Below are 21,816 nucleotides of genomic sequence, written 5' to 3' on the forward strand. Positions count from 1 at the left end.
TAGCATTTTCATCAAAATTATATCATGAAATAGAAAAAAAACATCTAAATTTTTCGCCAAATAAACCATTCAAAAGCAACTTTTGTGTTATAATTAAATTGAATTTAAGATAAATGGAGGTAAATATGAAAAAGTCGTTAATAATTTATTTTTTATTTTTAATAACTATTTCGTTTTCAAATATAATCTGGGAAATAAATCCAACCAACTTTAAAATAGTTGAATATAATAAGTTTATGACTTTATCCTGGGATATAAATGAAAAAGTAAATTACTATAGTTTATATTTTGGTGAAAGTGAGAAAAACTTAAAATTAGTATATAACGGTGAAAAGTCAAAATATATAATAAAAGAATTAAAACCTAATAAAAATTATTATTGGAGGATAAAGGCTTATACAGAGAAAGGAATAATAGAATCTGAAATATTTAGATTCTATCTGCAATTAAAAAAACCAGAAATAAAAAATGTATATCCGAATTTCGAGCATGATTTAGATTCCAGCAACATTCAATTTAAATGGAATTTGAATTATCCTGTGAATTATACAACAACTTTTATTTTGTATAAAAATAATGAAAAAATCATTGAAAAAAGGCTTTTAGGAAATAAATATGTAATGAATTTGGTTCCAGGAATAAATTATAAATGGTATATTATATTAGACGATGAATTTAAAAATAAATATACTTTTGGTCCATATATATTTTCTACAAAACCTTTTGATTTTTTAATGAGTTTAAAAAATTCAATATATGAAATAAAAACATATGATAAGTATCTGGAAAAAAGACCTATATACAATTTAAACGACAATATAGAATCATTTTACGAATATAAAAATTTTATTATATTAAAAATGAAAGATAGGATAGAAATAGTTCATAAAAGTGGTAAAAAAACCTCTGAAATTGATGTTGAAAATATAAAAGATTATTATATAGAGAAAAAAAATGATGAATTATTATTATACATAGTAAATGAAAAAAGTTTAAAAGTTTTTGATATAACAAATCCTTATTACCCATTTTTAAAAAAAGAAATTATTGGTAATTTTATTTCAGTGTCATCAAATGATTTTAGTATAATTCTTTTGTCAAAAAATAACTTAATATTAATGGATAAAAAATATAAAATATATTTTCAAAAAGAAATTAAACAATTAAAAAAAATAATTTATAACAATAACAAAATGTTTATTGTTGCTTTGTCAGACAAGCTGATAAGATATGACTATAAAAATGGGATGATATATTATAAAAAAGAATTGAGATTATCTAAAATAATTTCATATGATATATATGAAAATAAGATAGCTTTTTTAACAATTAATAATGAAATATATGTTTATAATATGGATTTTGAATTATTGGATTATATTTATTTAAAAGAAAAAATAAAAAAAATAAAGCTTTATGGTAACCTTATTTATTATTATTCTGATGATTTGAATTTTATAGAGATGAATAACTCAGGAAGGAAGTGATTTTTTTGATTGCTGTAATAGGTGGGGGAATAGTAGGAACTCTTATTGCAAGGGAACTGAATAAATATGTAGAAGATGTATGGCTTTTTGAAGCAAAAACGAATTTTGGTATGGGGGTAACAAAATCAAATTCTGCAGTTTTGCATGGTGGTTATGATGATCCACCAGGCAGTTTAAGAGCCCAATTATGTTACAAGGGGAATCAACTATATACACAATTACAAAAAGAATTACATTTTGATTTAAAAAGGGTTGGATCACATGTTGTTGCAATTGAAGATGAAGAAACTAAATATATATATAATCTTTTAAAAAAAGCTGAAAAAAATGGAGTAAAGGAAGTTAGAATAGTTGAAAAATTAGAATTACTTGAAATGGAAAAAAATATCAATCCAAAAGCCAAACGATCATTATTTTGTGAAATAGCAGGTATTTTTGATCCCTGGATAGTTGCCATGCAGGCAGCAAAATCCGTTAGAATAAATGGTGGAAGAACATTAATAAAAAAACGTCTTGTCGAAGTTGAAAAGAAAAATGGAAAATTTTTACTCAGATTTCAGGATAAATCTGAATATTTTGCTGATCTTGTTATTAACGCTGCAGGATTGTTTGCAGATGATGTGGCTAAATTATTTGATGATGAAGTACCAGAAATTTTTCCTGTAAAAGGGGAGTATTTCTTACTATCAAAAGATTTTCAATATGTAAATTCTACAATTTTTCCTGTACCAACTGGAATTTCGAAAGGTTGTTTGGTTTTACCAACAGTAGATGGTGGATTTTTAGTAGGTCCAAATGCCAATAGAGTTTTATCAAAATATGATACAGCCACAACAAGAGAAGGACTTAATGAAATAAGAGAAAAAGGAACAAAATTAGTTCCAAATTTGAATTTTAGAAGACATCTTGTAAAAACATTTGCAGGATTAAGACCTGAAACAGAAAAAAAAGATTTTTATATAGATATAGGAAAAAGTGGTGCAATTCATGTATCTGGAATTAGATCACCAGGACTCACAGCAGCACCGGCAATAGCCAAATATGTTGTTGAATATTTAATTCAGGAAAAACTAGGTATGAATTTATATAAAAGGGAAAACTATGTACCAGAAGTAGAAAAAACACCACATTTAGTCCATATCAATAGAAATGAATGGAATGAAATTATTCAAAAAGATCCCAATGCAGGAGAAATGATTTGTCACTGTAATAAAGTAACCAAAAAAGAAATAATTGATGCTATTAAAAATGGTGCAAGAACATTAGATGATATTAAATTTATGACAAGAGCATCTTTTGGAGAATGTCAGGGTGGTTTTTGTACAGCTAAGATTTTAAAAATATTGGCAGAATATACAGGAAGAGATCCAAGAGAAATAAATCAAAATGAAGATGGATCATGGATTGTGAATGCGAAGGTGAGAATATGAAATATAAAACAGATGTGGTTGTTATAGGTGGTGGAGCAGCGGGGATGGCTGCTGCATATAGAGCAAAAAAAGAAGGAGTTGATGTAATTCTCCTTGAAAGAGATGAAGATACCGGAGGGGTTTTAAATCAATGTATTCATAATGGTTTTGGCTTACAATATTTCAGAAAAGATTTAACAGGTCCAGAATTTAAAGAATATGCAAAAGAAAGATTGGAAGATATAGAAATATTATTTGGAACGTATGTACTTGAAGTAAGAAAAGATAGGACAATTGTTTTTGTTGATAAAAGAGGAATTCACGAAATAGAAACAAAAGCATTGGTTATGGCAACAGGAGCCAGAGAAAGGCACTTTAATTCATTGCCAGTTCCAGGGAAAAGAATAACAGGTGTATTCACAGCTGGATTGGCTCAAAGATTTATTAATCTTGAAAATTTAAAACCAGGTAGTAAAGCTGTAATTTTAGGTTCTGGAGATATTGGTCTTATAATGGCAAGAAGACTTACACTTGAAGGAATAAAAGTTGAAGCAGTACTTGAAATCATGCCTTATCCCGGAGGTCTTGAAAGAAATGTTCAACAGTGTTTAAAAGATTTTGATATTCCATTATATTTATCTCATACCGTCACTGCAATTGAAGGTGATAGAAGATTAGAAAAGGTAATAGCTGCTCAAGTTGATTATAAATGGGATCCTATTCCGGGAACTGAAAAAGAATTTGAAGTAGATACCTTAATCACATCAGTTGGATTAATTCCTCAAACTAAACCTGTTGATTTTGTTGAAACCGATCCTGGTTTTTTAGTTTCAAATACAAATCAAACATCTGAAGATTGGATATTTGCGGCAGGGAATTGTACAGTGATATTTGACCTGGTAGATTATGTAGCAAAAGAGGGAGAAAAAGCAGGTAAATATGCTGCATTATATGCTAGAGGTGAATATAAAAAGGGTAAAAAAGTAAAAGTAAGAAAAGGAGATAATATTGGAATTGTACATCCGGTATATATAGATCCAACTCAGGAATCCACATTATATATAAGGGTATCACGGGTATTTGATAGAGCAAGTATAAAGGTATTACCATTAGATGTTGAAGTAATTGAGGATGAAGCAAGACCACCAGAAATGATTGTGGTAAAATTGAAACCTTTTGATGAAAATATAGATGAAATCGAGGTGATGGCAGATGAGCTCATCTCAAAACTTGGTTAAGGAACTAACCTGCGTAAGATGTCCGCTTGGATGTAAGGTAAAAATTGAGTATACAGAAGAATTAGAAGTTTTAAACGTTTCAGGTAACAAATGTCCAAGAGGAAGAGAATATGCTATTCAGGAAATAAGTGATCCGCATAGAATACTCGTTACCAGTGTAAAAGTGAAAAAAGGTAAATATTTATTGGCTTCAGTAAAGACAACAGATGCCATACCTTTAAGATTATTTGATGAAGCCATGAAAATAATAGAAAAATTAGAAATTGAGGCACCTGTAAAAAGAGGCGATATAATAATAAAGAATTTTTTAGAAACAGGAACAGATTTAATTGTTACAAGAAGTGTCGAAAGGTTGTGAAATATGGAATCGAGAAATATGGTTATTGAAACATATTCTAAAATTTCTGACCTTGTAATGGAACTCAGTTCATTAAATAGTTTAAGCCAAATCGAAGACTCTATTCACTCAATAATCAGTAAATTAATTCCGATAAAAGAAGAGTATTTTTTAAAACCAGATGAAAATAAATATATTGAAATTAATAATAAAAATATATCAGAAGAAATCAAAGATTTAGCTGCATGGGCAGCTAAATCTTTGAAAATCTCTGTTTTTCCTTTAGATAGCGGAGAAAATGCTTTAATATTACCATTTTCAAAATCACAAAAATTAATGTTAGTCTATATTTGCAAAACAAATATAGACGAGATTTCAAATGAAGTAATGCTATTTTTAAATATAATGAGTTTTTTAACTGCTGCAATAATAGAAAACCTTCAGTTATATGAGGAAATTTTAAAAACTAATGAAGTTATAGAAAAAAACAGAGATTTTTTGAATCAGATATTAAATTCAATGATTAGTGGTCTGGCAGTTTTTGATCAAAAATATAAAAAAATATTTTTTAATTCTAATTTTGAAAAATTTGAAAAAGATTATGGAAATACATTATTGGAATATATAAAAAATGAATTGATAAATTTGGAGGTTGTTGGTGAAAAACTAACAAAAGAATTTGAAATAAAAAACCATTTTTTATCAATAGATTTTTTAAAAACTAAAGATAAAAATTATCTGGTCATAATTTCTGATATTACAGGAACAAAAGAACTTGAAAGATTGAAAAAAATAGATCAGATGAAAACAGAATTTTTATCAACAGTTTCTCATGAGTTAAGAACACCATTAGCAGCTATTAAAGCATATTCTGAATCAATAGTTGATAGTTTAGAAATACTGGATACAGAAACATTAAAGGATTTTATGGAAACAATATTAAATGAAGCTGATCATCTTCAAAATTTACTTGATGAAATATTGGATTTTTCAAGATTAGAAATGAAAACTATAAATATAAAAAAAGAAAATTTCTCCATAAATGAATTAATTGAAGAGATATATGTAGCAAATAAAAATAAAGCAGAAATAAATGGGGTTAAATTATATAAGGTTTTACCAAAAGAAAATATAATTGTTAATTTAGATAGAACAAGGGTAAAACAAATATTGTCTAATTTAATTGACAATGCTATAAAATATTCTGATAAACGAAAAGATTTAAAATTCATAAAAATTACAGTGAAAGATGAAAAAGATATAGTATTAATATTAGTTGAAGATAATGGAATAGGAATAGCAAAAGAACATCATGATAAAATATTTGAAAAATTTTATAGAGTTGATTCCTCATTAACATATGAAATATCAGGTACAGGAATAGGATTATCTGTGGTGAAGGAATTGGTAGAAATCCAGGGTGGTAAAATATGGTTGAAAAGCGTTGAGGGAAAAGGAACAAGATTTTATATAGAGTTTAAAAAAGGATAGTGATATAAATGGCACCAACAATGAAAGAAATAATAAAAAAAATATCAGAGTTACCAACACCAGATTTTATATTAAAAAGAATAATGGATATAGCTTCTAATCCTTCATCAAATACAAAAGAGCTTGAAAGCGCTGTATTACAATCACCGCCATTGGTCGCGAAAATTTTAAAGCTTAGTAATTCAGCGTATTACGCGTTGCCGAGAAAAATAACGAAAGTATCTCAGGCAATAAATATTCTTGGGTTTAAAACAGTAAGGAATTTAGCCTTGGGAATTTTTGTAGCAGATTCTTTTTTTAGAAGAGAATTTGAATTCCTTGATTCCAGGAAATTCTGGCAACATAGTATTAGCGTAGCAATAGCTTCAGAACAACTTGCACAAATAGTTAATTACCCAGATAAAGAAGAAATTTTTTTGAGTGGAATGTTGCATGATCTTGGAAAAATGGTAATGGGTATCATTACGCCTGAAACAGTAGAAATGGTATTGAACGTTGCAGAATATAAGAAAGCATCATTTTCAAAAGCAGAAAGTATGTTGAATGTAATGAGCCATCAAACATTAGGAAAACATTTATTTGAAAATTGGAATTTACCAGAAAATGTTATATATACTGCGGCATTTCATGATGAGCCTGAAAAATTGGAAATAGATTCATTTTCTATGAATGTATATATAGTTCACCTGGCAAACGTATCTATAAATTCTATATATTATGGTTATTCAGGATGTTTCGATATACCTGTTCCATCAGATGTTGTATGGAATAAATTTGATATGAACATAAAAAAGTATATGAATTTTTTAAATAGTTTAGAGCAAAAATTAAACGAATCAAATGATTTTACCAATTTAGATACATTTATAGAAGAACCAGAAGAAGAAAAAGAGGAGGACGAAGAAAATGGCTAAAGAATTTAGAAGAGAAATGATAGAATCAGAAATTTTAAAATTAATCAATATGAATATAAGTAATTTAAGAGATCCAAGGATACAGAATAAAATAATATCAGCAACAAGGGTAGAACTTTCACGTGATAAATCTTATGCCGATGTTTATGTATCGGTGTTAAATGGTGACATAGATGAGATAATAAATATATTAACAAAGGCAAAAGGCTTTTTTAAAAGTATCATCTCAAAAAACATCAGAATGTATAAAATACCAGAAATTAGATTTCATAAAGATTTAGGCATCGAAGAAAGTATAAAAATCCATAAACTATTAAATGAAATTTCTAAAAATGAAGATAAAGGTGAAACAGATGAATAACGGTTTCATTTTAATTGATAAACCCGCTGGAATAACCTCACATGATGTTGTTGAGGTAATAAGAAAAAAATTTTCAACAAAAAAAGTAGGTCACTCTGGAACACTTGACCCATTTGCTACAGGATTATTAATAATTGGTATAAATAAAGGAACAAGGTTATTGGAATATCTTCAACATCAGGATAAAAAATATCATGTAAAGGCAAAATTAGGTATAGTTACAGATACATACGATATAACTGGTGAAATAAAAGAAACCAATGAAGTTCAAAAAGAGCATATCAATAATTTAAAAGAGGTAATCTTACAATTTAAGGGGAAATATATGCAGGTACCACCAATGTATTCTGCAAGAAAATATCAGGGAAAAAGATTATTTGAACTTGCAAGAAAGGGTAAAATAATAAAAATGCCACCCAAAGAGGTTGAAATATATAATATAGAAAATATACAAATTTTTGAAGATGGAACGTTTGAATTTGAATGTGAAGTATCTTCAGGAACATATATAAGATCATTGATAATGGATATAGGATATAAAATTGGTATAGGCGCAGTTACAACAGACTTAAGAAGATTGAAAGTTGGCGAATTTGATATAAACAATGCAGTAAATTTAGAAGAAGTATCTGAAAAGGATATTATTTCAATGATTGATATGTTATCTTTTCCAAAAGTAACATTAAATGAAATAGGTCTTAAAAGAGCATTAAACGGGAATCATATATTTTTAGAACATATTGAAAAATATGATAAATTTAAAAAAGATGATTATGTTTCTTTAATTGATAAAGAGGGACATTTAATTGCTGTTGCAAATGCTGAAAGGAATTCTGATTTTCTTGAAACATTAAAAAAACATGAAAGAAATGAAAGGATTTTTAAAATAAAAAAAGTTTTTAAATAAGAGGGTGAAGGTATGGAAGGAAATCATCCCTATGTTAGATGGGCAATAGACTGTATTGAAAATTACGTAAAACATGGTAGAAAAATAGATATAAAAGATGATTTACCAGAAGAATTATTAACCAGGAGAGCAGCATGTTTTGTAACATTACATAAATTTAATGGTGATTTAAGAGGATGTATTGGCACAATTGAACCGGTATATGAAAATTTAGCCATAGAAATAAGAGAAAATGGAATAGCAGCTGCTACAAGAGATTACAGATTTTCACCTGTGACTGTAAGCGAATTGGATGAAATACAGGTAAGCGTTGATGTTTTAAGCGAACCAGAACCTGTTGAATCTGTAGATGAGCTGGATCCAAACGTTTATGGGGTAATTGTTGTTAGTGGGTGGAAAAAAGGAGTTTTACTTCCTGCAATTGAGGGTGTTGAAACGGTGGAAGAACAATTAAGAATAGCAAAATTAAAAGCAGGAATATATTCTGCTGAGCCTTATGAAATTTATAGATTTACTGTAGAAAGATATTTTTGATATTCTATCAGGTGATTTTATGAAAGAAGCAATGTTTTATGAGGAGTTAGAAGATAAAAAAGTGAAGTGTAAATTGTGTCCTCATAATTGTATAATAAAAAATAACCTTACAGGAATTTGTAAGGTTAGAAAGAATATTGATGGAAAATTATATTCCCTGAATTATGGTGAAATAACGGCAATAAATGATGATCCAATTGAAAAAAAACCGCTATTTCATTTTTATCCAGGTGAATATGTATTATCACTTGGTACATGGGGTTGTAATTTTAAGTGTTTATTTTGTCAAAATTTTGAAATTTCGCAGGAACGTCCATATAGTATATATAAATTAAATCCAGAAGATATTGTGGAAATGGCAATTAAAAGAAAAACGAAAATAGTTGCATTTACATATTCTGAACCTATAGTATGGTATGAATTCGTATACGATACAGCCAAATTATTAAAAGAAAAAGATATAAAGACTGTTCTTGTTACAAATGGATACATAAACAAAGAACCATTATTGAAATTAATACCCTATATTGATGCTATGAATATAGATTTAAAGGGATTCAACGATGAATTTTATAAAAAAATTATAGGTGGTAAAAAAGAACCTGTGATGGAAGCAATTAAATTATCATTTGAAAATAATATTCATATTGAAGTTACAACGTTGGTTGTTACAAATGGTAATGATAATGAAAATGAACTTGAAGAGTTGTTTAAATGGATTGGAAATATTTCAAAAGATATACCATTGCATTTAAGCAGATACTACCCGGTTTATAAGTATTCTGAATCCCCCACGGATATTGTTAAGTTAAAAAAAATATATAATATAGCAACAAATTATTTGAACTACGTTTATTTAGGCAATGTATGGGATGAAAATTATGAATCAACATTTTGTCCTGAATGTGGGACCTTATTGATAAATAGAAGAGGTTATAATATAAAAATTCAAAATATAGATGACAAAGGAAGGTGCAAAAGTTGTTTAAAAAAGATCCCAATAATTTTCTAAAAAAGAAAGGAACATTATATTTAACTATTTTGATTTTAGCATTGGGTTTAACATTATTCTTTATATTTCATAAACCATTGCCTAAATATTATGAAAAAAAAGATTTTGCTTTGGGGACATGGGTTAATGTAGTAGTAGCAAGTAATAAAATTGATTCAGAAAAGTTAACTGATATAGCGTTTAATGAAATGAGGCGTATAGAAAGAAAATTTAGTAAAAACATAGAAACAAGCGTAATATCTCAATTGAATGAAAAAAGAAGTATTACAGCAGATAAAGAAACATTGTTTTTAATAAAAGCAGCAATAAACTATGCAGATTTAACAGGAAGCGCATTTGATCCAACAGTGGGCGCAATAATAAAGTTGTGGGGATTCGATGATATGAATAGTAAAAAAAGAGTACCTACTCAAGAAGAAATAAATAAACTTTTACCTGGCGTAAGCTATAAATTTATTAAAATCGAAGGAAATAAAATTACATTATTAAATGATAAAACAATGGTAGATTTAGGTGGCATAGCAAAAGGATATGCTGTAGACATGGCCATTCAAAAAATTAAGGATTTAGATCCAAATGCTACTGGTTTTATAGATGCAGGTGGAGATATTGGAATAATTGGTCCAAAATTTGGAAGATTTGCATGGTCAATAGGTATAAGAGATCCGGATGGTGGTCCATATGATATTAAAGAAAGGGTATATTTGAAAGAGGGTGCAATAGTTACTTCTGGTAATTATGAAAGATATTTTATAAAAGATGGCGTTAGATATCATCATCTAATAGATCCAAAGACAGGATATCCTGCTAATTATTATAAAAGTGTTACAATAATTTCAGATAGTGCCATGAAAGCTGATGCTATGGCAACTGCGCTTTTTATTTTAGGTGATAAATTAATAGGCTTAGACTCAATGACAAGATATGGAATACAGGTTTATGGTATTACATCCAATAATAAAATAGTTAAAACCACAGGATTTGATTATTATCTAAAAGAAGAAAAATAAAAATTGGAGAGAAAAGAATGAAAAAAGACTTAATCTTTGTATTTATAATAATATTATTAGTTTCAGGTATTATGATTATTCAAAATAACCTGAAGAATGATTTAAAAGGGGCAGAAGTATATTTAAGTGGAAAAGAAATAATGAAAATAACAAAACCTGGAACATACGCCATTTATGGTGATGATGGAGATTACAAATTAAAAGTTGTATTTAATGGAGAAAAGGTAAGGGTTATAGATGCGGATTGTCCTTTAAAAACGTGTGAGTATACCGGATGGGTTGATAATGCATCACAGGAAATCATATGTTTACCGAATAAAGTTGTAGTAAAACCAATTGGAAAAGAAAAAAATATAGGAGTTGACATTATTTCATGGTAAAAAATAATATTCCAAGAATAGCAATATTAACAGCTTTATCCTCTGCCGTTTATTATTTAGAAACACTTGTTCCTTTCCCTATTCCATTACCAGGTGCAAGATGGGGTTTCTCTAATTTTGCTATATTATACTCATTGAACTATGATCAATCACTTTTAAATGGATTATATATAGCGATATTTAAAAGTATTTTGGGAGCATTATTGGCTGGTAAATTTTTAAGCCCTACATTTTTTATGGGATTATCTGGTAGCATTATTGCAACATTTGCGATGTATTTAGTGATAAAAATGAAAAAATTTGGTATAATAGGAATTAGTGAAGTAGGGGCGATATTTAATAATCTTACCCAGGTAACAATAGGCTGGTTATTTATAGTGAAATCCATAGGAATATTTTGGTATCTACCACAGATGATATTATTTGGAACTTTTTCAGCTCTTGCAAATGCCTTTGTAGTTAAATCAACTTTTAGGAGTGTAAATAAATGAAAATAATATTAGGTTCTGGTTCTCCAAGAAGGAAAGAAATTCTGACAATGTTAAATATACCATTTGAAATTAGGGTATCAAATAGTGAAGAATATAGTGAAAATAAAAATCCTATTGAATATGCTAAAGAGTTGAGTTTAAAAAAATCAAAAGATATAAAAATATTTGAAGATGAATTGCTAATTACAGCAGATACTATTGTGGTTTTTGATAACGAAATATTAGGAAAACCAAAAAATAAAACCGATGCAATGAATATGTTAAAAAAATTATCAGGTAAAAAACATGATGTGATTACTGGAATTACCTTTAGAACAATAACTGAAACATATACAACATATGACTTAACAGAGGTATTTTTTCATGAATTACCAGAAAACATAATTCAATACTATATAGAAACATATCATCCTTTAGATAAAGCTGGAAGTTATGGAATTCAAGATTTTGGAGGATCTTTTATTGAAAAAATTAATGGAGATTACTATAATGTAATGGGATTGCCTTTAAATAAAATCTTTTGGTATTTATATGAAAAAGGAGTTTTTAATGTCTGATTTACCAAGAGAAAAATTATTAAAATATGGACCTAAAAATTTGACTATTGATGAATTATTAGCTATAATAATAAGAAAGGGAACTAAAGAAAAAAGTGTTTTTGAGATTTCAAAAGAAATTTCAAAAGAGTATTCCCTAAAAGATTTATTTTCTATGGATATTGAACAACTTTGTGAAATATCCGGGGTAGGTAAAGTGACTGCTATTACATTAAAAGCAGTATTTGAACTGGGAATAAGATTTCACAAAGAAGCATTAAAAAAAGACAATTTAAAACTTGATTCACCAGATAAAGTTTATGACCTGTTATATGATGAAATGGTTTTTTTAGATAAAGAAATGGTAAAATGCATATCTTTGAATAGCAAGTTAAATCCAATTTCCATAGACACAATTAGTATAGGAACGGCAAATCATTCAATTTTACATCCAAGAGATATCTTTAAAACAGCAATAAAAAATAATGCAATATCAATTTTAATTGTTCATAATCATCCATCAGGAGATAGTGAACCAAGTATGTTGGATTATGAAATTACCAAAAAGATAGAAAAAAGTGGAGATTTGCTTGGAATAAAATTGTCTGATCATGTAATAATTGGAAAATCAGAATATTATAGTTTTAAAATTGGAAGAAAGGTGATTAGAAATGGATAATATACCTGATAATTTAAAAGCTTTAATGCAGTTAAAAAAGAAGTTTGAAAAAGATTTAAAGAAAAAAGGTATTAATATTGAAAGAAAAAAACAGAAAAGTGTTGAAAGAGCCAAAATAGAAATAAAATACATATCTATACCAATTGATGATGTTCAAACTATTGTTGATCTTAATTATTATGATTTTAAAAATAATAATCTTGAATTAGCAAGACACATAGAAAAATTGTTGGCTAATAAGCCAAAAAGTTCTTATATTAATCAGCAAGCAGTAGTTCATTTACTGAGAGAAGAATATGAAGAAGTAAAAGAATTATTGGACAATCCATCGTTTCCAGAGGATTATTTTAATTTAGGAATGGCAAAGTTTCTTCTAAAAGAAAAAGATGCTTATGAATTTGCTGAAAATGCAGTTAAAAGATTTCCGAATAACAAATATACAAATTTGCTATTGGCAATGAATGCAGTATATAATGGTCAATATCATAAAGCATATATGGCAGTAGGAGAGGCTGCAAAAAGTGCAAATGATCCGTTATTGTATTTTGTTATGGCATTATATGATAAAGATTATGTAAAAGCAAAAGAATATTTGAGTAAAGTATTCTTACAGGGTAAAGTAAAATATGTAGCTTCAATTTATCAAGGGTATTTACACTATTTATCTCAAGAAGGAGATAAATTATATCAAATGAGAAAAAATTTTGAAAACAGTATTCCATGTGCTAATTGTTTATTGAGATATTCAAAATTAAAGGCTATAAATGTTCCTCCAGATTACTGTAAATACTGGAAAGTACTTGAATCATTTGAATATGAAACATCTGGTAGATTTGAAACAGAAATGAATTTACCAGAACAAGCTATAATTAGTTTTCTTGGTTTTTATAACTATAATAACGAAGAAATGGCAAATAAAAGTTTTGAAGAAATATCAGAAATGTTTGGAGAAGTAAGAATAATATTCTTCCCAAATGATTCACATGTAAAAGGATTAAAAACATTCTCAATGGAACCTATTAAAAACGGAAAAATAGCAAAATTAATAGGTCCTGGTGTATATCAAAAACTTAAAAATATAATACAGAGATTGGAATCAAAAGAAGGAGTAAGATATGATTTTGCTATAGATATGCCATTCTATGAAGGAATAAAGATGTTATTTGGATGGAGAACATGTCAAATGTATTATGAGGGGGAAGATGAATGACAAGAGATGAAGCTATTAAATTATTAAAAGAGCAGGTAAAAAATGATAATCTTATAAAACATTGTCTTGCCGTGGGTGCCATAATGAAAGGATTGGCAAAAGAACTGGGTGAAAATCCTGAAAGATGGGAAATAATAGGTATTTTACATGATTTGGATTATGAATATACAAAAGATAAGCCGGAAATACATGCTAAAAAGACAGTAGAGCTTTTAGGTGATAAATTAACAGAAGAGGAAAAGAATGCTATTTTAGCTCATAATAATCATGCCCCATTAAATACTAAAATGGATTATGCATTATATGCTGCTGACCCTATGTCAGGTTTAGTAACAGCAGCGGTATTAGTAAGGCCTGAAAAGAAAATAGAAGGCTTAAAAGTAAAATCTTTAAAGAAAAAATTTAAAGATAAGTCTTTTGCTGCAGGTGCAAACAGAGAAAATATAAGGAAAATAGAAGAAATAAACATAGAACTAAGCAGATTTTTTGAAATTTCAATAGAGTCAATGAAAGAAATTGCTGAAGAATTAGGACTTTGAAAAGAGGTGGAAAAGATGGAATTAAAAGAATTAGTTCAAAAAGAAATAGAAAGATATAACAGAGAATTTAAGATCGTGGAAAAAGATATAAAATTAGAACCAAAAGATGTTGCTAAATATATAGACCACACAATTTTAAAAGCAACAACAACACCAGAAGATATAAAAAGAATTTGTAATGAAGCAAAAGAATATAACTTTTTCTCAGTCTGTGTAAATCCCGCATATGTTCCTCTAGCAAAAGAAGAATTAAAAGGATCAGATGTAAAAGTAGCTACAGTAATTGGCTTCCCTTTAGGTGCAAATCCAATTGATGTAAAAGCTTATGAAACAGATATAGCTTTAAATGATGGAGCAGATGAATTCGATATGGTTATAAATGTTGGTATGTTAAAATCTGGAGATTATGATTATGTATATGATGAAATAAAAGCAGTTGTAGAAGCTGCTCAAGGAAAAACAGTAAAGGTTATTATTGAAACATGTTATTTAACAGCAGAAGAAAAAATAGCTGCATGTGTAATATCTAAGGAAGCTGGAGCACATTTTGTAAAAACATCAACAGGATTTGGAACAGGTGGAGCTACAGTTGAAGATGTTGCATTGATGAAATTTGTTGTAGGTGATGCATTGAAAGTCAAGGCTTCAGGAGGAGTCAGAAGCTTTGAAGATGCAGAAAAGATGATAAAAGTTGGTGCAGAAAGAATTGGAGCCAGTGCAGGTGTAAAAATTGTAAGTGGCGAAAAATCCAACGCAGATTATTAATACAAACATTAAATAACTCCTTAAGTATAATACTTAAGGAGTTATTTTAGTTTGTAGACAAAATCCTCAAAAGCAGTTATTTTAGTTTATAATATTTAATCTTCGCGAAGCGAAAGTTTGGGAATTTTCAAGTATTCGCTCATATTATTTTTTTAGAAAATACTTTGTCAACAGTATGAACTCTTTAAGTATAAAATACTTAAGGAGCTATTTTATATAGTGACATTGTATTAAAGTGAAATTAATATATTTTCATTAAAATAGCGTGGAATATAAAATATGAGGAGGTATTTCCATGGAAGTCAAAAACGTAAATGTTTCAGAAAAACTTGCAAATCCTGCACCATTAGGTTTGATGGGTTTTGGTATGACAACGATATTATTGAACTTACACAATGCAGGAATAATAAAATTAAGCGTTATGATTATGACAATGGGTATTTTTTATGGTGGATTAGCCCAGGTTATTGCAGGTATTTTTGAAATGAAGAAAAATAACACCTTTGGAGCAACAGCCTTTACATCATATGGTTTTTTCTGGTTGAGTTTAGTTGGTATATGGACAATGCCAAAAATGGGCTTGGGAGATCCAGCTTCCGCAAAAGCAGTCGCATTTTATCTTTTATTATGGGGAATATTTACATTATTTATGTATATTGGTACATTAAATGGAAATAAAGCGACACAAACAGTTTTTGGCTCATTAACAATATTATTTTTCTTATTGGCTATTGGCGATTTTACAGGAATTGCTGTGATAAAAACAATAGCTGGCTGGGAAGGAATATTCTGTGGAGCATCTGCTTTTTATACAGCTATGGCTGAAGTTTTAAATGAAAAATTAGGAAAAACAATATTACCACTATAACAAATAGCCCGAAAGGGCTATTTATTATTTTATTTTTGATGGATTTTCAAAATTTGTTTTTATAAACCACACATGAATTTTTACTCCATCTTTTTCTTCTGTTATATATTCAAAATCTTCTATTGAGCTAGAATATACTATTAACCATCCTTCTTTTAATCCTTTTCTTTTTATGTATTCTATTAATTGTTTTTTCGCTTTTTCATATTCATTTCCCGTTATATCTGCTTTTACTTCTATTAAATATTCTTTATTATTAAAGTTAATTAATAAGTCTATTCTTCCCCCGCCTACTTGTGTTTCTGGATATACTTTTCCTTCTGCTGCTTCTACATATAAACTCAGAAATTGATCTAAATTATATTGATATACTCCTTCATAATAATTTCTTCCTTTAAACATTATCGCTCCTCTTTGTTTTATGTATTTCGTATATCTTTTTAATAACTTATTTAAATCCAGACTTCCATCTTCTTTTATGTATGGTTTTACTGTATCTTTTAATGTTGCCATATATTTTTTTTCACCATTTATTTGTGGTTTGAAATATCCATATAATTTTTTGTAATACAACGGTACTTTTACACAACAATATCCATTACATTCATCTATTACTCCATTTAAATATAGATATTTTATCCTTTCATCACTTATATCAAATTCTATTGTTTCTGGTTCAAATAATATTCTCATCATTAATTCTTTTTCTTGTTTTGCTTTTGATACAATATTTTCAATGTTTTTTTGAATATATTTTCTGGTAAAATCAAAATATGTTTTTTCAAAATGTTCTTTTGTTATTATTTTTTCATTTTTTGCTTTTTTCTCTACTAAATCGTATGCTAATGCATTGGTTAATCCCGGTTGTCCTGCTGCATTATGCCAAATGAGTTCCTTTACTTTTTTATCAAACATTTGTCCAGTTTCTTTTTCATGCTGGCTTAATAAATCATATACCTGTTCTTTTGTAAAATATGGCACTTCCATGTGCTCTGCTATATTAAATGGACTTGCATTATCTTCTAGTATTCCACTTAAATAACTTACACTTATTAATATCACACTTCTGAGTTTATATAACATCTTTTTATGATACACATTTCTTATAACATGTAAAAATTCATTCATTAATTCTTCATTATTAAATTTCTCAAATTCATCTATCATCAGTATAATTTCTTTTCCTGTTTTATCATATAAATCTTCCAATACAAGCCTTATTTCATCGATTTCTTCAGGATTTTTTAATTGTATTTTTATATTGTGTCTATATTCTAGATCATCCATTATATCCTTTATCAATGTTTTTAAAAATTGATTTTGATCTTTACTGGAATAACTCTCAAAAGATATAAATATAGGCAAATATTTATCTTTTGTTTTTTCCACTATTTCATTTAAAAATGTAGTCTTACCTGTTTGCCTTGGTGCTGATACTGTGAAATATCTCCAATTCTCTATATGATCTATTGCTTCTTTCATTAATTTTGCTCTTTCCACATAATAACATGTTTTTTTATCAACAGGTCCTGATGTGCAAAATCGTTTCATCTTTTCACCTCCACAACTGAATTATATCACGTTTCAATTATTTTGTTACTTTCAACTTCAACCTCAATTATATCATAATTAAAAATAAAAATTGTGCTATAATAGTAGTGAGGTGGATTCTATGAAAATAATTAGAGAAACACCATATATCTGGAAAATTGAAAAATTTGGAAACATGAAAGTTGATGCAATTGTTTTTACCAATTCAGAAACAATATATAGTCAGGAATACCATGAAGCAATTCAACAATTAATCAATGTAGCTTCTTTACCGGGAATTGTTAAAGCAGCATATGCAATGCCAGATATTCATTGGGGATATGGATTCCCAATAGGTGGGGTAGCGGCATTTGATACAGATAATGGAATAATATCACCAGGTGGTGTAGGTTTTGATATTAATTGTGGTGTAAGAGTTATGACCACATCGCTTTCTTATTCAGAAATAAAAAAATATATAGATAAATTAATAAAAGAAATATATAATAATATTCCAGTTGGAGTAGGCTCAAGAACAAATTTTAAATTTTCTGTAAAAGAAATGAAGAATATTATAGAAAATGGAGCATATTGGGCGATTAATAGCAATTATGGAATATCAGAGGATTTGAATAATATTGAAGATAGAGGTAAAATAAAATACACAGATTTTAATACAATGTCTAAAGAAGCTATAAAAAGAGGTTCAAATGAATTAGGAACATTGGGATCAGGTAATCATTTTATTGAAATACAAAAAGTAGGGAAAATATATAATTTAGAAATAGCTGAAAAATGGGGATTATTTGAAAATCAAATTGTTTATACAATACATTCTGGTTCAAGAGGGCTTGGACACCAAATCGCTACAGATTATATTAAAATATTAAGGGATAACCTAAAAGAGTGGAACAAAAAAATTCCTGATAAGCAATTAATAAATGCACCATTTAATAGTCAATATGGGCAGAATTATTTCTTAGCAATGAATGGAGCTGCAAATTTTGCTTTTGCAAATAGGCAAATAATGGGACATAAAATCAGAAAAATTTTTAAAGAAATTTTTGGTACTGATGTGAAATTATTATATGATATAACTCATAATATTGCAAAATTAGAAGAGCATATTATTGATGGGAAAAAGAAAAAATTAATAATTCATAGGAAAGGTGCCACAAGAGCCTTTAAAAATCAACCAGTACTTATTCCAGGAGATATGGGGACATCATCTTATGTTCTTATAGGAACAGAAAAATCAGAATCACTTGCTTTTGGATCTTCTGCTCATGGTGCAGGCAGAGTATTAGGACGAAGGCAGGCAAAAAGAAAGTTGAATTCAAAAGATATATTAACAGAATTAAAAAACAAAAATATACGTATAATAGCTAAATCAAAAGGAACTATTGTTGAAGAAGCCCCCGAAGTTTATAAAAATATCGATGATGTAATTGAAATTATAGAAAAAACAGGTATTTCAAAAAAAATCGCAAAATTAATACCAATAGGTGTTGTAAAGGGTTAATGAAAATTAAAACGTATATTCAAGTTAAATCTTTAAAATTGTAAAGTTTTATTTCTATAATTTAAATGTAAGAAATAAACGACGGGGGTAATAATATGTTTGCAAAATATGAATGTATAGAATGCATAATAGGGCAGATAAAAAATATTATAAATAAAGATTTTAAAGGATATGATGAAAAACAAAAGTTCGAAATTATGAAAAATGTATCTATGGAAATGCTTAAATATTCAACATATGGAAAAAAACCAATTGAAATGGCAAGAGTAATTTATGAAATGCTCGGTGAATATACCGGTACTACTGATTATTTTAAAGAAGAAAAAAAACAGTCTAATGAAACATTTTTAGATGTATTCGATGAAATGTATACATTCTTAAGAGAATCAGATAATCCTCTAAAAAATGCAGCAAAACTCTCAGCTTTAGGTAATGTTATTGATTATGGGGTAAAGAATTCCTTTGGAGAATTAGAATGGGAACTGGAAAATATTTTGAAAAACAAAGATTTTGCGCTGGATGATTTTGATAGTTTTGCCGAAAAACTTGAGAATTCAAAAATATTACTATATATACATGACAATGCTGGTGAAATAGTATTAGACAAATTATTTATAAAACTTATTAAAGAAAAATATCCGTCATTGCATATTATTTCTGCAGTAAGAGGTGAACCTGTAATAAATGATGTGACATTAGAAGATGCAAAAGAGATTGGACTTAACGAAGTTTCATCAGAAATAATATCTTCTGGTAGTAAAATCCCGGGAACATTATTAAGTGACGTAAATCAAGAGTTTATGATTGCCTATAAACAGGCAGATATGATAATTTCGAAAGGACAGGGAAATTTTGAAGGATTAAGTGGAGAAGATGATAACATCTACTTTGTTTTAATGGCTAAATGTCCTGTGGTTTCAAGAGAATTAGGAGTTAACGTTGGAGATTTAATTTTTTCGAGAAAAAGTTTGTTTGTAAAATAAATCAGGGTCCATAATCTTATTTTTTAAGGGGGTAAGAAGATGAAAAAGTTATTAGTTATTTTGTTGGCAGTTTTAACAGTTGCTGTATTTGCAGCTCCTACACATCTTGTCATTTTTCATTTAAATGACACACATGGTCATGTGTGGCCATACAGTGAATATCACAATCCTGATATTGGGGGATTTGCAAGAATTGCAACTTTGGTAAACAAAGAAAGAGCAGTAAATCCTAACGTATTGTTCTTACATGCTGGCGATGTTAACACAGGTGTTCCAGAATCAGATCAGCTTGATGCAATTCCAGATTTTGTAACATTGCATTATATGGGTGTAGATGCAATGGCTTTGGGTAATCACGAATTTGATAATCCACTCGAAACAACATTCATGCAACAAAGATATGCTGGATTTCCATTTTTATCAGCAAACTTCGTTACAAAAGATGGAAGACAATTATTCAAACCTTATATCATAAAAAATGTTGGTGGAATTAAGGTTGCTATTCTTGGTGTTACTACAGAACAAACACAGGTATTAGAACCACTTCACTTAAATGGCGGTAAATTCTTAAATGTTGAAGAAACAGTTAAAAAATATCTTCCTGAATTAAAGAAAAAAGCAGATATTGTTGTTGTTCTTGGTCATTTAGGTTATGATGGAAAATATCAACCATTAGGCGTTCAATACACAACATCAGATCAGTTGGCAAAAGATGTAAAAGGTATCGATGTTGTTATAGATGGACATTCACACACATTAATGGAAAAAGCAGCATACATAAACAAAACAATAGTTGTTCAAGCAGGAGAATGGGGTAAATACTTAGGTAGATTGGATTTATGGGTAGAAAATGGAAAAATCGTGGATTATGAATGGGCAGCTATTCCAATTAATATGAAAAAATACTTAGGCAAAGATGAAAATGGAAATGCTCAATACGAATACGTAACAGAACCAATTCCTGAAGATCCATTTATAAAAATGATAGCAGATTACTACTACTCATTAGGTGCAGAAGAATTAAATAAAGTTATTGGTGAAACAAAGATATTATTAGATGGTGAAAGAACACATGTTAGAGGTGGAGAAACAAATCTTGGTCACTTAATTACAGATGCTTTAATCTGGAAAACAGGAGCAGATATTGCATTGCAAAATGGTGGCGGAATTAGAGCTTCAATACAACCAGGTAAAATTACATATAGAGACATCTTAACAGTATTACCATTTGGAAATACCGTATATGTTGAAGAATTAACAGGAAAAGATATTATGGATATTTTGAATTATGCAGTTAAGATTCCAGCAGGTAAAGGTGCATGGTTACATGTTGCAGGAGTAACATATAAAGTAAAAGATGGAAAACCTGTAGATGTTATGGTAAATGGCAAACCATTAGAAATGGATAAATTATATAAAGTTGCTGCAAATAATTACATGGCTAGTGGTGGAGACGGTTACTCAATGTTAAAAGGTAAAAAAGGATATGACACAGGATTTGTATTAGCAGATGTTGTTAAAGAGTACATTCAAAAATTAGGAACAATAGAAAATTATGATAATGCTCCAAGAATAATGATGGAAACAAAATAAAAATATAGCAATCGGCGAGT

At 28.4% G+C, this 21,816-nt stretch carries 23 protein-coding genes; 22 read left to right on the forward strand and 1 reads right to left on the reverse strand.

Going from position 1 to position 21,816, the window contains the following annotated elements:
- The first annotated feature begins 125 nt into the window (after positions 1 to 125).
- The 19 genes from JRV97_RS05375 (at position 126) to JRV97_RS05465 (ending at position 16,168) form a co-directional block, all read left to right on the forward strand.
- On the forward strand, positions 126 to 1,487 hold the full coding sequence (locus JRV97_RS05375) for a fibronectin type III domain-containing protein (RefSeq protein ID WP_281000916.1): 1,362 nt from the start codon (positions 126 to 128) through the stop codon (positions 1,485 to 1,487).
- Complete coding sequence (locus tag JRV97_RS05380) at positions 1,484 to 2,917, forward strand: NAD(P)/FAD-dependent oxidoreductase (RefSeq protein ID WP_281000917.1); 1,434 nt, start codon at positions 1,484 to 1,486, stop codon at positions 2,915 to 2,917. The genes JRV97_RS05375 and JRV97_RS05380 overlap by 4 nt, the downstream gene beginning before the upstream one ends.
- Entirely contained in the window at positions 2,914 to 4,134 is a 1,221-nt protein-coding gene (locus JRV97_RS05385) for an NAD(P)/FAD-dependent oxidoreductase (protein ID WP_281000918.1), read from the forward strand. The genes JRV97_RS05380 and JRV97_RS05385 overlap by 4 nt, the downstream gene beginning before the upstream one ends.
- Positions 4,109 to 4,492, forward strand: coding sequence for a DUF1667 domain-containing protein (locus JRV97_RS05390; protein WP_281000919.1), 384 nt, complete (start codon positions 4,109 to 4,111; stop codon positions 4,490 to 4,492). Before JRV97_RS05385 ends, JRV97_RS05390 begins: the two co-directional genes overlap by 26 nt.
- 3 nt (positions 4,493 to 4,495) lie before the next feature.
- Positions 4,496 to 5,962 carry a sensor histidine kinase gene (locus JRV97_RS05395; RefSeq protein WP_281000920.1) on the forward strand — a complete coding sequence of 489 codons (1,467 nt, stop codon included), beginning with the start codon at positions 4,496 to 4,498 and terminating at the stop codon, positions 5,960 to 5,962.
- Positions 5,963 to 5,970: 8 nt separating this feature from the next.
- Positions 5,971 to 6,876, forward strand: a complete 906-nt coding sequence (locus JRV97_RS05400) for an HDOD domain-containing protein (RefSeq protein WP_281000921.1) — start codon at positions 5,971 to 5,973, stop codon at positions 6,874 to 6,876.
- Positions 6,869 to 7,237, forward strand: a complete 369-nt coding sequence (gene rbfA / locus JRV97_RS05405) for a 30S ribosome-binding factor RbfA (RefSeq protein ID WP_281000922.1) — start codon at positions 6,869 to 6,871, stop codon at positions 7,235 to 7,237. Before JRV97_RS05400 ends, rbfA begins: the two co-directional genes overlap by 8 nt.
- On the forward strand, positions 7,230 to 8,144 hold the full coding sequence (gene truB, locus JRV97_RS05410; RefSeq protein ID WP_281000923.1) for a tRNA pseudouridine(55) synthase TruB: 915 nt from the start codon (positions 7,230 to 7,232) through the stop codon (positions 8,142 to 8,144). The genes rbfA and truB overlap by 8 nt, the downstream gene beginning before the upstream one ends.
- A 12-nt stretch (positions 8,145 to 8,156) precedes the next feature.
- Positions 8,157 to 8,678, forward strand: coding sequence for an AmmeMemoRadiSam system protein A (gene amrA / locus JRV97_RS05415; RefSeq protein WP_281000924.1), 522 nt, complete (start codon positions 8,157 to 8,159; stop codon positions 8,676 to 8,678).
- Positions 8,679 to 8,697: 19 nt separating this feature from the next.
- On the forward strand, positions 8,698 to 9,690 hold the full coding sequence (gene amrS, locus JRV97_RS05420) for an AmmeMemoRadiSam system radical SAM enzyme (RefSeq protein WP_281000925.1): 993 nt from the start codon (positions 8,698 to 8,700) through the stop codon (positions 9,688 to 9,690).
- Positions 9,660 to 10,700 (forward strand): FAD:protein FMN transferase, encoded by a 1,041-nt coding sequence (locus tag JRV97_RS05425; protein WP_281000926.1) that lies wholly within the window; start codon positions 9,660 to 9,662, stop codon positions 10,698 to 10,700. The genes amrS and JRV97_RS05425 overlap by 31 nt, the downstream gene beginning before the upstream one ends.
- A gap of 17 nt (positions 10,701 to 10,717) precedes the next feature.
- Complete coding sequence (locus tag JRV97_RS05430; protein ID WP_281000927.1) at positions 10,718 to 11,080, forward strand: NusG domain II-containing protein; 363 nt, start codon at positions 10,718 to 10,720, stop codon at positions 11,078 to 11,080.
- Positions 11,074 to 11,571 (forward strand): Gx transporter family protein, encoded by a 498-nt coding sequence (locus JRV97_RS05435; protein ID WP_281000928.1) that lies wholly within the window; start codon positions 11,074 to 11,076, stop codon positions 11,569 to 11,571. The genes JRV97_RS05430 and JRV97_RS05435 overlap by 7 nt, the downstream gene beginning before the upstream one ends.
- Positions 11,568 to 12,128 carry a Maf family protein gene (locus JRV97_RS05440; protein WP_281000929.1) on the forward strand — a complete coding sequence of 187 codons (561 nt, stop codon included), beginning with the start codon at positions 11,568 to 11,570 and terminating at the stop codon, positions 12,126 to 12,128. Before JRV97_RS05435 ends, JRV97_RS05440 begins: the two co-directional genes overlap by 4 nt.
- Positions 12,121 to 12,786, forward strand: coding sequence for a RadC family protein (gene radC, locus JRV97_RS05445; RefSeq protein WP_281000930.1), 666 nt, complete (start codon positions 12,121 to 12,123; stop codon positions 12,784 to 12,786). The genes JRV97_RS05440 and radC overlap by 8 nt, the downstream gene beginning before the upstream one ends.
- The gene (locus tag JRV97_RS05450) at positions 12,779 to 13,996 is read left to right on the forward strand and encodes a hypothetical protein (RefSeq protein WP_281000931.1); all 1,218 of its coding nucleotides are present in this window, start codon (positions 12,779 to 12,781) and stop codon (positions 13,994 to 13,996) included. The genes radC and JRV97_RS05450 overlap by 8 nt, the downstream gene beginning before the upstream one ends.
- Positions 13,993 to 14,535, forward strand: coding sequence for an HD domain-containing protein (locus tag JRV97_RS05455; RefSeq protein ID WP_281000932.1), 543 nt, complete (start codon positions 13,993 to 13,995; stop codon positions 14,533 to 14,535). The genes JRV97_RS05450 and JRV97_RS05455 overlap by 4 nt, the downstream gene beginning before the upstream one ends.
- Before the next feature lie 15 nt (positions 14,536 to 14,550).
- Positions 14,551 to 15,300 (forward strand): deoxyribose-phosphate aldolase, encoded by a 750-nt coding sequence (deoC, locus tag JRV97_RS05460; protein ID WP_281000933.1) that lies wholly within the window; start codon positions 14,551 to 14,553, stop codon positions 15,298 to 15,300.
- Between the two features lie 295 nt (positions 15,301 to 15,595).
- Positions 15,596 to 16,168: an acetate uptake transporter gene (locus tag JRV97_RS05465; RefSeq protein WP_281000934.1), complete on the forward strand. Its 573-nt coding sequence runs from the start codon at positions 15,596 to 15,598 to the stop codon at positions 16,166 to 16,168.
- A 24-nt stretch (positions 16,169 to 16,192) separates the two neighbouring features.
- Here the strand turns inward: JRV97_RS05465 and JRV97_RS05470 are convergent, their stop codons facing one another.
- Positions 16,193 to 17,719: an AAA-like domain-containing protein gene (locus tag JRV97_RS05470; protein ID WP_281000935.1), complete on the reverse strand. Its 1,527-nt coding sequence runs from the start codon at positions 17,717 to 17,719 to the stop codon at positions 16,193 to 16,195.
- Positions 17,720 to 17,840: 121 nt separating this feature from the next.
- Between JRV97_RS05470 and JRV97_RS05475 the strand changes: the two genes are divergently transcribed.
- From JRV97_RS05475 to JRV97_RS05485, 3 genes are all read left to right on the forward strand, one after another.
- Entirely contained in the window at positions 17,841 to 19,220 is a 1,380-nt protein-coding gene (locus tag JRV97_RS05475; RefSeq protein WP_281000936.1) for an RtcB family protein, read from the forward strand.
- 95 nt (positions 19,221 to 19,315) lie between these two features.
- Positions 19,316 to 20,203, forward strand: coding sequence for a damage-control phosphatase ARMT1 family protein (locus JRV97_RS05480; RefSeq protein WP_281000937.1), 888 nt, complete (start codon positions 19,316 to 19,318; stop codon positions 20,201 to 20,203).
- 39 nt (positions 20,204 to 20,242) lie between these two features.
- A complete protein-coding gene (locus JRV97_RS05485; RefSeq protein WP_281000938.1) occupies positions 20,243 to 21,796 on the forward strand; it encodes a 5'-nucleotidase C-terminal domain-containing protein in 1,554 nt (517 codons plus the stop codon).
- Positions 21,797 to 21,816 lie beyond the last annotated feature (20 nt).

The organism is Marinitoga aeolica (assembly GCF_029910535.1).
In the GTDB taxonomy this organism is placed as follows: Bacteria; Thermotogota; Thermotogae; order Petrotogales; family Petrotogaceae; genus Marinitoga; species Marinitoga aeolica.